The organism is Salipiger sp., from assembly GCF_059781815.1.
The window spans coordinates 1-14,356 of the sequence record NZ_JBYNAH010000128.1; the positions used below are offsets into that span (position 1 = coordinate 1).

Sequence of the window (14,356 nt, forward strand, 5' to 3'; positions counted from 1 at the left end):
TCAGCGCAACTGGGCAGTGGCCAACCGCTTTGTCGACAACACCTCGGTCAACCACATCACCACCGGGCGCAACAAGCGCTCGATCGCAGTCGATCTGAAGTCGCCCGAGGGCATCGCCACGGTGAAGCGCCTGATCGAGACCGCCGACGTGGTGATGGAGAACTTCCGCCCCGGCACGCTCGACAAGCTGGGCCTGTCGGAGGCCGAGATGCGCAAGGTGAACCCGCGCATCATCTACGCCACCACCACCGGCTACGGCGTCGACGGGCCCTATGCCAAGCGGCCGGGGCAGGACGTGCTGCTGCAGGCGATGACCGGGCTTGCCGCCCATACCGGCAGCATGGAGAGCGGCCCCGTCGCCGTGGGTTCGGTGCCGATCGACCACCACGCCGCAGCGCTCACGGTGGCCGGCATCATCGCGGCGCTTTTCGAGCGCGAGCGCACCGGCACAGCGCGGCGGGTCGACGTCAACATGCTGCAGGCCGCGATGGACCTGCAGGGCGAGTCGATCACCGCGTGGATGAACGGCGCCGACCGCGCCGGGCCGCGTGGGGAGGAGGGCATGGCCAACTGGTTCAGTCCGGCGCCCTACGGCATCTACGCCGCCAGGGATGGTCACGTGATGATCTCGATGTCGACGCCGCCGCAGCTCGCCGGCGCGCTGGAGCTGCCGGCGCTGGCCGAGCTCTCCGCCGAGGACGGCTTCTCCAAGCGTGGCGAGATCTCGCGGATGGTGGCCGAGGGCATGGCGCGGCTCAGCCTCGACGAGGCGGTTGCCAAGCTCACCGAGGCCGGCGTCTGGCACGAGGTCGTGCAGGATTACGACGGGCTCAAGAACAACCCGCAGGTGGATCACCTTGCGGCCTTCACCGAAACCCCGAGCGCCGGCGGCACGCCGTTGGTCATGCTCTCGCACCCGGTGCGCTACGACGGCGAGACCCCGCCGGTGCGCCTCGCCCCGCCCGCGCTTGGCGGGCAGAGCCGCGAAGTGCTGGCCGAGGCCGGCTTCGAGGCGGGCGAGATCGACCGGCTGATCGCCGCGGGCGTGATTGTGCAATCGGACAAGATGCGCGGCTGAGCCCGCGCCAAGAGACCAACAGGAGCAGACAGAATGGATTTCGCAATCTCCGACGAGATGAAGATGGTCACCGACGCGGTCGGCCGCTTCGTGCGCGAGAAGGTGCAACCGCTCGAGCAGGAAACCGAGGAGGCCGCCAAGATCCCGCCCGAGAAGCTGGCGGCGGTTCGCGCCGAGGCGCAGGAGCTGGGCTTCTACGCGATGAACATGTCGGAAGAGGTCGGCGGCGCGGGCCTCGGCGTGCTCGACATGTGCCTCGTCGAAGAGCAGCTCGGCCAGACCTCGGACGCGCTGATCCGGCGCATCTTCGGGCAGGTCTACCCGATGCTCGAGCAGTTCGAGGGCGAACTGCGCGACAAGTATCTCTACCCGACCGTCAAGGGCGACAAGATCTGCGCCATGGCGATCACCGAGCCGGGCGCCGGCTCCGACGCGGCGGCGATCAAGACCAACGCCTATCTCGATGGCGATGAGTGGGTGTTGAACGGCACCAAGCACTTCATCTCGGATGGCGACATTGCCGACTACGTCATCGTCATGGCGCTGACCGATCCCGAGAAGGGCGCCCGTGGCGGCATCAGCCTGCTGATCGTCGACAAGGGCACGCCGGGCTTCAGCGTGGCGCGCAACCAGGCGATGATGGGCCATCGCGGTTATGGCCATGCCGAGCTGAACTTCGACGATGTGCGCATCCCGAAGGGCAACGTGCTCGGCGAGGTCGGCAACGGCTTCAAGGTGATGATGGCCAATGTGGGCGGCATTCGCCTCGGCCATATCGGCGCCCGCGCCGTCGGCATGGCGAGCCGGGTGCTCGAGATGATGCACGAGCACGCCGCCACACGCAAGCAGTTCGGCCAGCCGATCGGCGATTTCCAGATGGTGCAGCAGATGATCGCCGACAGCGCGATGGAGATCTTTGCCACCCGCATGATGGTGCTCAACACCGCCTGGGAGCAGGATCAGGGGCTCGACCCGCGCGACAAGGTGTCGATGGTCAAGGTGCAGGCCTCCGAGATGCTGGGCCGGGTCGCCGATCGCGGCATCCAGGTCTTTGGCGGCTACGGCTTCACCAAGGAACTGCCGCTTGAGCGCATCTACCGCGATGCCCGCGTCACCCGCATCTATGACGGCACCTCCGAGGTGCACCGCATGCTGATCGCCCGCTCGGTGATCAAGCGCGGCCTGACCCTCTGAGCCAAGGAGCCTCCCGCATGACCGATCTTCCTGCCAAGGGCGATGCCATCACCTTCCGCAAGACCATGACCGTGGCCGAGCAGGGCTTCTTCACCGGCATCACCGGCAACATGACCAAGACCCATGTCGACCGCGCCCACGCCACGGGCGCGGGCCTGACCGACATGTCGGTCTTCGAGCTGGCCGCCGCCGGCCTGCTGACCACCGCGCTTGGCCGCCTCGCAGGCCCCGCTTGGCGCATCGGCGACTTCTCGGTGGCCTTCGGCCGGGCCTTTCCGGTCGGCAGTTCCATTGCCGCCACCGCGACCGTCACCGAGGCCACGGCCGAAGCCATCGCCTGCGATCTCAGCATCGCCGTCGAGGGTGACGAGGTCATCACCGGCACCGCGTGCATGGTGCCGCTGGGGGCCTGAGCATGTATGACATCCGCAATATCGACGAGCTGGAGGTGGGCGACCGCGTCTCCGTCTCGAAGACCATCACCGAGGCCGATGGCGCGATGTATATCGCCGCCACCGGCGATTTCGGCCCGGTGCATGTCGACGAAGGCTATGCCTCGACCACCCGCTTCGGCGAGCGCCTCGCGCCCGGCATCCTTGTCGCCGGCATCTGCACCTCGGTGCTGACCGCCGAGCTGGTCGGCACCGTGGGCGTGTCGATCCGCGACAGCTTCTGGTTCACCGGCGCGGTGCGCTACGGCGACACCATCACCTTCGACATCTGGATCTCCTCCAAGGACGAGGACAACCGCACCGTCGACTGGCAGGCCTCGGCCAAGAACGAGGAGGGCGTCGAGGTGCTGAAAGCCGACGCCACGCTGAAATTCCCGAGAAAGAGAGTCACCGCATGACCATCACGGCCAAGGATCTTCGCGGCATCACCGTCGCCACCGTGCTGCCCTTCGACGAAGAGGGCGCCATCGACTGGGACGGCTACGCCGCCGTGCTAGACCACTGCGCCAAGCCCGAGACCACCGACTGCGTCTTCGTCAACGGCCATGCCGGTGAAGCCACCGCGCTCACCGACGCCGAGAAGCTCGAGGTGATCAAGCGCACCCGCGCGCAGATCTCCAAGGACCAGCCGCTGCTCGCCGGCGTGGTGCCGACCGGCATCCCCGACGCGTTGCGTCAGGCCGAGGCGCTGCGCGAGGCGGGGGCCGACGTGGCGGTGATCTTCCCGCCCGAGGCGCTGGGGGGCGGCAACGCCAACACCTCTGCCGCGGTGAAGATGTACGAGCTGCTGGCCCGCGAGCTGCAGATGCCGCTGTCGCATTTCCAGTTCCCCATCGCCTCCGGCTTCGGCCTCGCCACCCCGGTGCTGGCCGAGATCGCCAAGATCCCCGAGGTGGTGGCGATCAAGGAAGGCTCGGCGACACTGCTGGCCTATGACGAGAACCGCCGCGCGGTGCAGGCCGCCGACGACAACACCGCCATCCTGCCGTCGAACTTCCACTGGTTCTTCGCCCAGGTGGCGCTTGGCGGCGACGGCATCCTGTCGGGTCTCGCGAGCCTCGTGCCGGGCCTGCTGGCCGATCTCTGGAATGCCTCGGAAGAGATGGACCTCGCCAAGATGCGCGCCGCCAACGACCGGCTTTACCCGGTGGTGCGCGCGATCTACGGCCCCGCGCCGGTGATCGACATGCATACCCGCATGAAGGACGGGCTCGAGATGATGGGCATCATCAAGAATGCCGCCCCGCGCCTGCCGCTTCTGCCGCAATCGGACGAGGTCCGCGAGGGCGTGCACAAGGCGCTGATCGCGGCCGAGGTGCTGTGATGGGCGCGGCGGAGAATGGCGGGCTCTATGCCGCCACCATCTGCCCGATGACCGAGGAGGGCGCGCTCGACCGTGCCAGCCTCGAGCGGCATTTCGAAACCGTCCTGTCCGATCCCGGGCAGGCGGGGCTTCTGCTCAACGGCCACGCGGGCGAGGGCATCCACATGTCGCGCAGCGAGCAGGCCGAGGTGGTGCGCATCGCCCGCGAGGTCGCGGGCAAGCGCCGCATCCTCGCGGCGGTGAGCGGTGAGAACACCGCCTTTGCCAGCGCCGACGCGCAGGCCGCGCTCGATGCCGGGGCCGATGCGGTGATGGTCTTCGCGCCGTTCTCCTGGGCGCTCGGGGCCGATCCGCGCGCAATCGTCGCCCATCACAAGGGCATCGCCGAGGCCACCGGGGCGCCGGTCTACCTGTTTCAGGGCTCGGTGGGCTCGTTCAAGCTCGCCTACACGCCGGATGTGCTGCGCCGCCTGCTCGAGATCGACAGCGTCGTCGGCATCAAGGAAGGCAGCTGGGAGACCAAGTCCTACGAGGTCACCCGCCGCATCGCCCGCGAGATGCGCCCCGACGTGGCCGTCATGGCCTCGGGCGACGAGCATCTTTTCCCCTGCTTCATGATCGGCAGCGACGGCTCGGCGGTCAGCCTCTCGGCGCTGGTCCCTGAGCTGATCACCGCGCTCGACGCCCATGTCAGGCAAGGCCTCATCGCTCCGGCGCAGGAGATCCACGCCGCGCTCTTCGGCCTTGCCCGCCTAATCTATGCCGCGCCCGGCCACCTTGCCGCCGCGCGCCTCAAGGCCTGCCTCGCCGAGCTCGGCCGCATCGACACCCCCGCTTGCCGCGCCCCCACCCCGCGCATCGAGAGCGACGAGCTCGACGCGCTGATGACCGCGCTGCGCCCCTGCCTGGAGCTGATCCCATGAGCCAATTGCAAACCCATATCGTCTTTGTCGATGTCGACCCGGAAGACGAGGCCGCCTTCGACGAATGGTACGAGACGGTGCACCTGCCCGACATCCTCGCCTGCCCCGGCTGGCTCGATGCGCGGCGCGAGAAATGCCTCGAGGGCGGGCCGCGCCACGTGGCGATCTACACGATCACCGGACCGGAAGCCTATGAAACGCCCGAGTTCAATGCTATCAAGGGCTTCGGGCCGTTCAGCGACAAGGTGCGCAACTTCACGCGCATCCGACTGACGCAGAGCTGAGCCGCCCTTTGGGACAGGGGAAACCGATCGGGGACATGCTGAACCTCCGTCAGCTCGAGATTCTCCGCGCCGTCGTGCAGTTTCGCACCACCGTCGGCGCCGCGGAGCGCCTCGGCATGTCTCAGCCCTCGATCTCCAACACCATCCGGCACATCGAGACGGTGCTGGGCTTTCCCCTGTTCGAGCGCATCAGCAACCGGCTCTCGCCCACCGAGGAGACGCTGATCCTGCTCGAGGAATCCGAGCCGCTCTTCCTGCTGCGCGACGCGGTCAACCAGCGCGCCGCCGATCTGCGCATGGGCAAGATCGGCCGCATCCGCGTGGCCTCCACCGCCGAGCTCAGCGAGGCTGTGCTGCCGCGCGTCATCGCCGATTACGCGCGCGAGTTTCCCCGCATCCAGATCTCTCTCGAGACCCGACCGCTCGACAGCGTGCTGCAGGTGGTCGAGAACGGCGTCGCCGACGTGGCCTTCGCGATCTCGCCCTACGAGCGGCAGGCGATGACCTACGAGCCGATCGAGACGCTGCAGGCGGTGGTGCTCTGCGACGAGAACGATCCGGTGGCCAAGCTCGACGTGGTGGCGCCCAAGGATCTGGTCGAGCGCCCGATGGTCGGCCCGCAGGTCGCCAACCGCATCGGTCTGATGATGGCCGACAGCTTCCGCGCCAAGGGGCTGGACTACCGCCCCACCATCGAGACCCGCTTCATGAACGCCGCCGCGCGCATCGTCCGCGATGGCTGGGGCGTGGCGCTGGTTGACGAGCTCTCGGCCTATACCGCGATGCGGCCGGGGCTGGTGGTGCGGCCCTACAGCGCCGACATGAGCTTTGAGCTCTCCGCCGCGATGCCCAAGAGCAAGAGCCCGTCGCGGCAGACCAAGCGCTTCATCAAGGCCTTCCGCGAGCGGGTGGCCCTACGCCTCGCCGAGGTGCGGGCCGAGAGCCGCCGCCCGGTCAGCGACTGACCTTTCCTTTCAGCCGAGACAGGAGCGCCGCGCCGCCCTCGAGGATCAGGTTGGTCTCGTTGGTGGCGACGATGGCGCGGGCGCCGAGCGCCAGCGCGTGGCTTTCCACCAACGCCTCCGGCAGCCCCATGACCCCGAAGCCGCAGCCGTGTTTCGCCGCCGCGCTCGCGATGCGCTGGAAGGCGTCAAGCAGGGCAGGGTGGTCGATCAAGCCGCGCAGGCCGATGCCGTCGGCGAGATCGTTGGTGCCGATCATCAGCATGTCGATTCCGGGAGTCGCGGCGATCTGATCAACTGCGTCCAGCGCGGGCGCACTTTCGATCATCGCGATCACCTCCACGTTGCGCTCGGCGCGCTCCACAAGCTCTTTTGCGGGAACCAGCCCGTAATCGAGCGCCGGCAGCGGGCCGGGCAGGGCGCGGCCCCCGCGCGGGGCGAAGCGGCAGGCCTTTGCCACGCGCTGCGCGTCCTCGGGGCTGTCCACATGCGGGACGATCACGCCCGTGGCGCCGCAGTCGAGAACCCGCGCGATATCTGGAGAATTCGGGCCTGTGACCCGTCCCAGCACCGGCAGGCCGGCGGCCAGCCCGGTCGCTGCCATCTGTCCGAGCTCGCCCAGACCGATGGGCCCGTGCTCCATATCGGCGACGACAAAATCGAATCCCGCGCCACGCGCGATGAGAACCGCCTCGGCCCGGCCAAGGACACAGAAGGCGAGGCCGTAGGCCGGGGAAGCGGCGTTTTCATCCTGCCCGGGATTTGATCTGATGCTCATATTGTGCTCTATTTTTGATCTGATGATTTTTGCGTTAGCGGCAGGGTAGATCAGATTTTTCCGCAATATTCGGAAAAACGGCGGAATAAATACTTCCTATAAGGATATTTATAGACCCCGGCCTTCATTGCTTCGCGCTTGCCGGTAACCTCCTCTGAAACCGGGCACGGTGACGACGGGAACGACATCCGTTACCCGCGATCCCGCCGAGACAACAAGGAGGTGCGTCCATGCAAGACCGGACGACCAGCACCAGCGCAACGAGCGGCCCGCAAACCGCCTCGCCGCTTCTCAAGATCCCCGGGCTGTGCCTGACCCTGCTGCGCCGCGTGGTCGACGCGGTGGCGCTGCTGCTGCTGGCCTACATGGCCTGCGCCATCCTCGCGCAGATCATCGGGCGCTACTTCTTCAACTACTCCATCGCCTGGAGCGAGGAGACCGCCACCTTCGCGCAGGTCTGGCTGATCCTGCTGGGCGCCGGCATCGCCATGCGCTTCAACCAGCATGTCGGCGTCGACGTGCTGATCCGGCAGGCGCCGCTCCCGGTGCAGCGGCTCTGCAACGGCGCCGGCCTGCTGCTGGGGCTGTGGTTTCTCGGCGTGGTCGTGGTGGGCTCGCTGTCGATGCTGACCATCGGCTTCATGATCAAGTCGCCGGCGCTGCAGATCCCGATGGCCGTGCCCTACATGGCGCTGCCGGTGGGCTTTGGCTATTTCCTCATCGAGTTCGCCGTCACCACCCTGCCGCGCGTGCTGCACCCCGACCGGGTCGCCGCCGCCGAAGACGAGGAGGCCGCGGCATGATCTGGGCGGGCAGCGGTTTCCTTCTTCTCCTGGTCTCGGGCATCCCTATCGTTCTGGCGCTTGGCATCGCCGCGCTGGTGGCCATCGAGTTCACCACCACGGCGCCGATTTCCATCGTGGCGCAGCGGGTCTATGGCGGCATCAGCTCCTTCACCCTCATGGCGATCCCGTTCTTCGTGGCCTCGGGCCTGCTGATGGAGGCGGGCGGCATCGCAAGGCGCTTCGTCAACCTTGCCGGCGCGCTGGTCGGCTGGATCACCGGCAGCCTCTATCTCGTCGCCATCGTGACCGGCACCGGTCTGGCGGCGATCTCGGGCTCGGGCTCGGCCGACACCGCCGCGATCAGCGCGGTGATGACGCCGGAGATGCGCAAGCGCGGCTATGACATCGATCTCGCCTCGGCGGTGATCGCCGCCTCCGGCTCGCTGGCCTCGGTGATCCCGCCCTCGATCGTGATGATCGTCATCGCCATCACCGCCAACCAGTCGATCGGCGCCATGTTCCTCGGCGGCATCGTTCCGGGGCTTCTGGTGATGACCGGCCTGATGCTCGGCTGCTGGCTCTTCGCCAAGCGCGGCGGCGAGGCCTATCGCGACCGCGAGCCCTTCACACTCGGCCGGCTCGGGCGCAGCTTCCTCGAGGCGATGCCGGGCATGCTGGTGCCGGTGGTGATCCTTGGTGGCATCGTGGGAGGCGTGTTCACCGCCACCGAGGCCGCCTGCGTGGCGCTCTTCACCACGCTGATCGTGACGATGTTCATCTACCGCGAGATCACAGTCCGCGACCTGCCGCGCATCTTCCTGCGCGCCATCAGCCTCTCGGCCACGGTCCTGATCATCGTCGCCACGGCCTCGGTCTTTACCTGGATCATTGCCACGCAGGGCTTCCCGGCCATGCTGCGCGACTGGCTCACCGGCGTCACCGACAGCGCCATCGCCTTCCTGCTGATCGTCAACGTGCTGCTGCTCGTGGTGGGCATGTTCATGGAGAGCATCTCGGCGGTGCTGATCCTGCTGCCGATCCTGCTGCCCATCGCGCAGAGCTACGGCATAAACCCGGTGCAGTTCGGCGTGATCACCGCGCTCAACCTGTCGATCGGCCTGATCACGCCGCCCTACGGCATCTGCCTCTACGTCGCCTCGACGGTCGCCGGCCGCCGCATCGAGCAGGTCTCGCGCAAGGTCTGGCTGCCGCTTGGCTGCATGCTGGTGGCGCTGCTGCTGGTGACCTTCGTTCCCGCAATCTCCCTCTGGCTGCCCTCGGTCCTGCTGTGACCATGGGCCGCCGGAATTCTCCCAAAACCAACCAGAAGAAAGTGACAACAGAGATGTCCAACAGAGTTCTCGCCACAATCGCCACCGTTGCTGCGCTCGTCGCCGCGCCGGTCGCCGCCCAGGACTACAGCTTCAAGGTCGCGCATACCAACGCCGCCGGCGAAGTGCAGGACATGGGCCTGCAGAAGATGAAGGAACTGCTTGAAGCCAAGACCGATGGTGCCGCCACGCTCGAGATCTTTGCCGGCGGCCAGCTCGGCGACGAGCAGCAGACCGTCGAGAGCGTGATGCTCGGCTCGCTCGACATCGGCATGACCTCGAACGCGATGCTGTCGAACTACGTCAATGACTACAAGGTCTTCGACCTGCCGTTCCTGTTCCCCTCGATCCCGGCGCTTGGCGACAAGGTCGATGCCAATTTCGAGATGATGGAAGACAGCGCCAACGGTGCCGGCTTCCAGCTGCTGGCCGTGTTCTCCTCGGGCATCCGCCACCTGATGACCTCGGAGCCGATCGAGAGCATCGCCGATCTCGAAGGCATGAAGATCCGCACCATGCAGAACCCGATCCATGTCGAGGCGTTCCGCGCCTACGGTGCCAACCCGACGCCGATGTCCTACTCGGAGCTTTACGGCGCGCTGCAATCGGGCGTGGTCGACGGTGCGGAAGGCGCCTCCACCGGCTATGACGGCATGAAGTTCTACGAGGTCGCGCCGTCCTTCGCGCTGGTCGGCTGGCTCAACATGACCGCCCCGGTCACCATGAAGAAAGACGCCTTCGACGCGCTGCCCGAGGACATCCAGACCGCGCTGATGGAAGCCGGTGCCGAGGCCGCCACCTGGCAGCGTCAATACGTGGTCGACCAAGAGCAGCCGCTGCTCGACAGCTTCAAGGAGATGGGCGTGACCATCACCGAGCCCGACACCGCTCCGTTCATCGAGGCCTCGCAGCCCCTTTACGAGAGCCAGCTCACCACCGATGGTCAGAAGGCGCTGTTCGACGCCCTCACCGCGAAGTGAGCCACCCCGGCTTGCGGCGTCGTTCTCCCCCGGCGCCGCAAGCCGACCCAATATAAGCAGGATTCTGACCACATGCTCGACCTCGCCATCCGCAACGCCGAAATCGTCACCGCCGCCGACCGCATCCGCGCCGAGATCGGCATTCGCGACGGGCGCATCGTCGCCATTGCCGAGGACGTGGGCGAGGCCAAGGAAGAGATCGACGCCGCGGGGCTGCTGGCCCTGCCGGGCGGCATCGACGCGCATGTGCATCTCGAGCAGCCGCAGGGCGGCGGCGTGGTGATGGCCGACGGCTTCGAAAGCGGCACGCGCTCCGCCGCCGCCGGTGGCAACACCACCGTCATGCCCTTTGCACTGCAACAGAAGGGCCAGTCGCTGCGCGACGTGGTGCAGGCCTATCACGAGGCGGCCGACGGCAAGTGCCATGTCGACACCTCGTTTCACCTGATCATCACCGACCCGACGCCGCAGGTTCTGGGGCAGGAGCTGCCGGCGCTGGTCAAGGCCGGCTACACTTCGTTCAAGGTCTTCATGACCTATGACGACATGGTGCTGAACGATGCCGAGCTGCTCGAAGTGTTCGACGTGGCGCGGCGCGAGAAGGCCATGGTCATGGTCCATGCCGAGGGCTACGACGCCATCCGCTACATGGCCAAACGCCTCGAGGAGGCCGGCAAGACCGCGCCCTATTACCACGCCGAGAGCCGGCCCCAGTCGGTCGAGCGCGAGGCGACCCACCGGGCGATTTCCCATGCCGAGCTGACCGATGTGCCGATCACCATCGTGCATGTCTCGGGCCGCGACCCGATGGAGCAGATCCAGTGGGCCAAGCGCCGCGGCATGAATGTCTGGGCCGAGACCTGCCCGCAATACATCGCCCTGACCGCCGACGACCTGAAGGGTCTGAACATGGATTTCGAGGGCGCGAAATACGTCTGCTCGCCGCCGCCGCGCGACAGCGACAGCCAGAAGGCGATCTGGGAGGGGCTGCGCGACGGCACCTTCGATATTTTCTCCTCCGATCACTGCCCGTTCCGCTTCGAGGACTCCAAGGGCAAGGACGTGGAGGGCGCGCGCACGTCGTTCCGCTGGGTGCCGAACGGCATTCCCGGCATCGAGACGCGGATGCCGATCCTGTTCTCGGAAGGGGTCTCGAAGGGGCGCATCGGGCTCGAGCGCTTCGTGGCGCTGACCGCGACCAACCCGGCAAAGCTCTTCGGGCTCTACCCGCGCAAGGGCAGCATCGCGGTGGGCGCGGATGCGGACATCACGCTCTGGGATCCCGAGCGCGAGGTGACGATCTCGCAGAGCCTGATGCACCACGATTGCGACTACACGCCCTACGAGGGGCTCGAGGTCAAGGGTTGGCCGGTGCGCACCATCCTGCGCGGCAAGACGATCTTTGCCGAGGGCGAGGTGACCGGCGCGCGCGATGCCGGGGTGTATCTCGAGCGCGGGACGAGTCAGGCGTTCGGGGGCTGAGGGTCGCGGCGACTACCTCCGAACCTTGCCGGCGCGGAACAAGCCGAAGGCGCCGCGCCATCGCCGGCCCGCCCCATCGGGCTGGCGATTTGGTAGAGCTTGGCCCTTAGCTTCGAGGTCTTTCGGACTTGGCCGGGATAAATCGAGGGATTCTAAGTGTTCGATCGCCATCCCGCGGGCCGGCGATGGCACAGCGGGCGTCACCGTATCAAGAGAGGGGCCCTCACCCCTCCGGCGCGATCCGCGACACCAGGTCTTCCATCATCGCCGCGTTCTGCATCCGCAGGATCGCCTCGGCCGCGGTCGCGTCCTGCCGGCGCAACGCGTCGACCAGAAGCTGCATCTCCTCGGCCATCACCCGGCGCCGCCCGGTGCCGTAGCCAAAGCCCCGGCGGAAGGCAAAGATCGTGTCCCAGCCGCGCTGGAACACCCGCAGCGCCTCGCGGTTGCCGCCGAACTCCACCAGCCGCGCGTTGAAGCGGCGGTTGGTCTCGATGGCGGCGATGTCCTCGCCGGCCTCGATCTGGGCGCGATATTCCGACGCCAGCGCCTCGAGCTCGCGGATCCGCTCCAGCGTCAGCGTGGCCATGCCACGCCGCACCGCAAAGACCCGCAGCTCGGTGTTCAGCTCGAAGAGATCGGTGATGTAGGCCCGGTCGAGCTTGCGCACGGTGGCGCCGCGGTTGGGCTCGATCGCCACCAGCCCCTCGCCCTCGAGCTTCCGCAGCGCTTCGCGCAGCGGCATCGTCGAGAAGCCCAGCTGCTTGGCCAGCTCCGCGGTCTTGAGACGGTCCCCCGGCGCGATGCGCCCCGAGAGAATGTCCTCGCGGATCAGGCGCGTGGCCTGATCAACGGAGTTCTGGGCGGGATCGAGGGTCAGCGCGTCGGCGGGATCGTTGGGCATGGCGGGAGCTTCCGTCAGGGGGTCTTGCGGATCAAGGAGATATGCTCGGCGTCGATCAGCAATTTACCATCGGCACGATGCAGCCGCACCGCTTCGGTGATAATTCCGGCAGGGCGCGAGCCGCTTTCGCGCTTGGCGGTAAAGTCCATTTCCACATAGACCGTGTCGCCCGCGACGATGGGATGCTTGAAGCGCACGTCGTTCCAGCCGAGCGAGGCGATCGAGGTCTCCTCGTAGAGCCTGAGCTCGGTCTTCAGACCCTCCATCAGCGACAGACCGTAGAGCCCATGCGCGATGATGCCGGGAAACCCGGCTTTCTTCGCGTAATCCGCATCGGTGTGCAGCGGGTGGAAATCGCGGGTCAGGCGGCAGAAATCGGCGATGTCCGCCACCGTGATCTGGTGCGACGGCGTGGTGTAGGTCGCGCCGATCTCGACGTCTTCGTAGAACAGATTCATGCGTAGGCCTTCTGGACTTGCCGCGCGATGATCATGCGCTGGATCTGGTTGGTACCCTCGTAGATCTGGCTCAGACGCACGTCGCGGAACAGCCTTTCCACGCGGAACTCGCGCGAATAGCCGTTGCCGCCATGGATCTGCAGCGCGTTCGAGATATGCACCTGCGCCATATCGGTGGTGAAGAGCTTGGCCTGCGCCGCCTCGAGCGCGATGGGCTGGCCGGCATCGTAGAGCTTGGCGGCGTTGTGGATCAGCAGCCGCGCGGCCGAGATGTCCTTGGCCATGTCGGCGATCATGAACTGCACCGCCTGGTGCTCGAAGATCGGCTTGCCAAACTGCTTGCGATCATTGGCATAGGCGATGGCATCTTCCATCGCGGCCTGCGCCATGCCGAGCGCCATCGACGACATCATCAGGCGCGAGAAGTTGAAATTCTCCATCGCCATCTTGAAGGCGCCGTGCTCTGGCCCGATCAGGTTGCTGACTGGCACCCGCACGTTATCGAAGCTGACCATGCATTCGGCCAGGCCATGCATCCCCAAAAGCTCCTCGGACTTGCCGCGCGACACGCCGGGGCGGTCGGTCTCGACAAGGATGCACGAGATGCCGCGATGGCCGGCCTCGGGATCGGTCTTGGCGAAGACCATGATCGCGTCGGCGACCTGCCCGAAGGTGACCCAGGCCTTGGTGCCCTTGATGACATATTCATCGCCGTCGCGCCGCGCCGTGGTGGTCATCGCCGCCACGTCCGAGCCGTGATCGGGCTCGGTCACCGCGGTGGCGGGAATCACCTTGCCCTCGAGGATGCCGGGAATCAGCGCCTTGTGCTGGTCGCTGCCGTGGTGGTCGAGAAACAGCGCCGCCTCGACCGGGATCGCGAAGGCATTGCCGACCGCGCCCGAGCCGCGCGCGATCTCTTCCATGACGATGCAGGCGGCCATGGCATCAAGCCCGACGCCGCCCGCCTCCTCGCGCAGCGCGACGCCAAAAAGCCCTTGCTCGGCGAGGGCTTCGTAGACCGCGCGCGGGAAAACGTCATCGCGGTCGACGGCGGCGGCGGCCGGGGCGACAACGTCGTCGGAGAGCCGGCGGGCGGTCTCGCGGACCATGCGCTGCTCTTCGGTGTAGAACTGATCCAAAGTGATCTCCGATCTGTTGGATGTGATATTATCTGATCAACAGCTACACAGCCGGGTGCCGCGCGGTCAAGCCGAGGCCTCGCCGGCGTGGAACGCATCTGAGGGATCGCGGTCGAAAAAGTAGACGATGACGTTCTTCGGGTTCGCGCCATAGGCGCGGACCGCCGCCTCGGCGATCGCGCGGGCCGCTGTTTCCTTTGCATTTTGTGGGCGAGGGAAGGCATGAACTTTTATGAAAATGCGGAAATTTTCAGCGTTTTTGCCATATTTTCCAGCATGTCC

Annotated in this window: 16 protein-coding genes and 1 pseudogene; 12 read left to right on the forward strand and 5 right to left on the reverse strand. The window is 66.6% G+C overall.

Translation table 11 applies throughout. The features are described from left to right. From AC6RA4_RS15180 to AC6RA4_RS15215, 8 genes are all read left to right on the forward strand, one after another. Positions 1-1,078: CaiB/BaiF CoA transferase family protein (locus AC6RA4_RS15180; protein WP_500161692.1), on the forward strand; the 1,078-nt coding region annotated here is incomplete at its 5' end. A gap of 33 nt (positions 1,079-1,111) precedes the next feature. Beyond that, positions 1,112-2,272 carry an acyl-CoA dehydrogenase family protein gene (locus AC6RA4_RS15185; protein WP_500161694.1) on the forward strand — a complete coding sequence of 387 codons (1,161 nt, stop codon included), beginning with the start codon at positions 1,112-1,114 and terminating at the stop codon, positions 2,270-2,272. Positions 2,273-2,289: 17 nt separating this feature from the next. Further along, the gene (locus AC6RA4_RS15190) at positions 2,290-2,685 is read left to right on the forward strand and encodes a hypothetical protein (RefSeq protein ID WP_500161696.1); all 396 of its coding nucleotides are present in this window, start codon (positions 2,290-2,292) and stop codon (positions 2,683-2,685) included. Between the two features lie 2 nt (positions 2,686-2,687). Next, a complete protein-coding gene (locus AC6RA4_RS15195) occupies positions 2,688-3,122 on the forward strand; it encodes a MaoC family dehydratase (protein ID WP_500161698.1) in 435 nt (144 codons plus the stop codon). Further along, positions 3,119-4,048 (forward strand): dihydrodipicolinate synthase family protein, encoded by a 930-nt coding sequence (locus AC6RA4_RS15200; RefSeq protein WP_500161700.1) that lies wholly within the window; start codon positions 3,119-3,121, stop codon positions 4,046-4,048. Before AC6RA4_RS15195 ends, AC6RA4_RS15200 begins: the two co-directional genes overlap by 4 nt. After that, positions 4,048-4,971: a dihydrodipicolinate synthase family protein gene (locus tag AC6RA4_RS15205; protein ID WP_500161702.1), complete on the forward strand. Its 924-nt coding sequence runs from the start codon at positions 4,048-4,050 to the stop codon at positions 4,969-4,971. Before AC6RA4_RS15200 ends, AC6RA4_RS15205 begins: the two co-directional genes overlap by 1 nt. Beyond that, positions 4,968-5,255, forward strand: coding sequence for an EthD domain-containing protein (locus tag AC6RA4_RS15210; protein WP_222605708.1), 288 nt, complete (start codon positions 4,968-4,970; stop codon positions 5,253-5,255). The genes AC6RA4_RS15205 and AC6RA4_RS15210 overlap by 4 nt, the downstream gene beginning before the upstream one ends. Before the next feature lie 35 nt (positions 5,256-5,290). Then, positions 5,291-6,220 (forward strand): LysR family transcriptional regulator, encoded by a 930-nt coding sequence (locus AC6RA4_RS15215; RefSeq protein ID WP_261395812.1) that lies wholly within the window; start codon positions 5,291-5,293, stop codon positions 6,218-6,220. Here AC6RA4_RS15215 and AC6RA4_RS15220 read toward each other — a convergent pair. Further along, positions 6,210-6,995: an HpcH/HpaI aldolase family protein gene (locus tag AC6RA4_RS15220; protein WP_500161705.1), complete on the reverse strand. Its 786-nt coding sequence runs from the start codon at positions 6,993-6,995 to the stop codon at positions 6,210-6,212. The two genes, AC6RA4_RS15215 and AC6RA4_RS15220, sit on opposite strands and share 11 nt — an antisense overlap. A 230-nt stretch (positions 6,996-7,225) precedes the next feature. Between AC6RA4_RS15220 and AC6RA4_RS15225 the strand changes: the two genes are divergently transcribed. The 4 genes from AC6RA4_RS15225 (at position 7,226) to hydA (ending at position 11,573) form a co-directional block, all read left to right on the forward strand. After that, positions 7,226-7,798 carry a TRAP transporter small permease gene (locus tag AC6RA4_RS15225; RefSeq protein WP_500161707.1) on the forward strand — a complete coding sequence of 191 codons (573 nt, stop codon included), beginning with the start codon at positions 7,226-7,228 and terminating at the stop codon, positions 7,796-7,798. After that, the gene (locus tag AC6RA4_RS15230; protein WP_500161709.1) at positions 7,795-9,072 is read left to right on the forward strand and encodes a TRAP transporter large permease; all 1,278 of its coding nucleotides are present in this window, start codon (positions 7,795-7,797) and stop codon (positions 9,070-9,072) included. The genes AC6RA4_RS15225 and AC6RA4_RS15230 overlap by 4 nt, the downstream gene beginning before the upstream one ends. Positions 9,073-9,125: 53 nt before the next feature. Beyond that, positions 9,126-10,091 (forward strand): TRAP transporter substrate-binding protein, encoded by a 966-nt coding sequence (locus AC6RA4_RS15235; protein WP_500161711.1) that lies wholly within the window; start codon positions 9,126-9,128, stop codon positions 10,089-10,091. Between the two features lie 72 nt (positions 10,092-10,163). Beyond that, on the forward strand, positions 10,164-11,573 hold the full coding sequence (gene hydA / locus AC6RA4_RS15240; RefSeq protein ID WP_500161713.1) for a dihydropyrimidinase: 1,410 nt from the start codon (positions 10,164-10,166) through the stop codon (positions 11,571-11,573). A gap of 223 nt (positions 11,574-11,796) precedes the next feature. Here hydA and AC6RA4_RS15245 read toward each other — a convergent pair whose 3' ends face one another. The 4 genes and pseudogenes from AC6RA4_RS15245 to AC6RA4_RS15260 all read right to left on the reverse strand — a co-directional run. Beyond that, positions 11,797-12,477, reverse strand: coding sequence for a GntR family transcriptional regulator (locus AC6RA4_RS15245; RefSeq protein WP_500161715.1), 681 nt, complete (start codon positions 12,475-12,477; stop codon positions 11,797-11,799). A 14-nt stretch (positions 12,478-12,491) separates the two neighbouring features. Next, positions 12,492-12,935: a MaoC family dehydratase gene (locus AC6RA4_RS15250; RefSeq protein WP_500161717.1), complete on the reverse strand. Its 444-nt coding sequence runs from the start codon at positions 12,933-12,935 to the stop codon at positions 12,492-12,494. Next, complete coding sequence (locus tag AC6RA4_RS15255) at positions 12,932-14,074, reverse strand: acyl-CoA dehydrogenase family protein (RefSeq protein WP_500161719.1); 1,143 nt, start codon at positions 14,072-14,074, stop codon at positions 12,932-12,934. Before AC6RA4_RS15255 ends, AC6RA4_RS15250 begins: the two co-directional genes overlap by 4 nt. Positions 14,075-14,140: 66 nt before the next feature. Next, positions 14,141-14,356, reverse strand: a pseudogene (locus tag AC6RA4_RS15260) (tautomerase family protein); the annotation flags it as partial.

Bases quoted from the DNA above. Each gene is read 5' to 3' on its own strand.
- AC6RA4_RS15195 (WP_500161698.1), top strand. From the start codon at position 2,688: ATGTATGACATCCGCAATATCGACGAGCTGGAGGTGGGCGACCGCGTC.
- AC6RA4_RS15230 (WP_500161709.1), top strand. From the start codon at position 7,795: ATGATCTGGGCGGGCAGCGGTTTCCTTCTTCTCCTGGTCTCGGGCATC.
- AC6RA4_RS15220 (WP_500161705.1), bottom strand. From the start codon at position 6,995: ATGAGCATCAGATCAAATCCCGGGCAGGATGAAAACGCCGCTTCCCCG.
- AC6RA4_RS15215 (WP_261395812.1), top strand. From the start codon at position 5,291: ATGCTGAACCTCCGTCAGCTCGAGATTCTCCGCGCCGTCGTGCAGTTT.
- AC6RA4_RS15250 (WP_500161717.1), bottom strand. From the start codon at position 12,935: ATGAATCTGTTCTACGAAGACGTCGAGATCGGCGCGACCTACACCACG.
- AC6RA4_RS15200 (WP_500161700.1), top strand. From the start codon at position 3,119: ATGACCATCACGGCCAAGGATCTTCGCGGCATCACCGTCGCCACCGTG.
- AC6RA4_RS15225 (WP_500161707.1), top strand. From the start codon at position 7,226: ATGCAAGACCGGACGACCAGCACCAGCGCAACGAGCGGCCCGCAAACC.
- AC6RA4_RS15205 (WP_500161702.1), top strand. From the start codon at position 4,048: ATGGGCGCGGCGGAGAATGGCGGGCTCTATGCCGCCACCATCTGCCCG.
- AC6RA4_RS15235 (WP_500161711.1), top strand. From the start codon at position 9,126: ATGTCCAACAGAGTTCTCGCCACAATCGCCACCGTTGCTGCGCTCGTC.
- hydA (WP_500161713.1), top strand. From the start codon at position 10,164: ATGCTCGACCTCGCCATCCGCAACGCCGAAATCGTCACCGCCGCCGAC.
- AC6RA4_RS15185 (WP_500161694.1), top strand. From the start codon at position 1,112: ATGGATTTCGCAATCTCCGACGAGATGAAGATGGTCACCGACGCGGTC.
- AC6RA4_RS15190 (WP_500161696.1), top strand. From the start codon at position 2,290: ATGACCGATCTTCCTGCCAAGGGCGATGCCATCACCTTCCGCAAGACC.
- AC6RA4_RS15210 (WP_222605708.1), top strand. From the start codon at position 4,968: ATGAGCCAATTGCAAACCCATATCGTCTTTGTCGATGTCGACCCGGAA.
- AC6RA4_RS15245 (WP_500161715.1), bottom strand. From the start codon at position 12,477: ATGCCCAACGATCCCGCCGACGCGCTGACCCTCGATCCCGCCCAGAAC.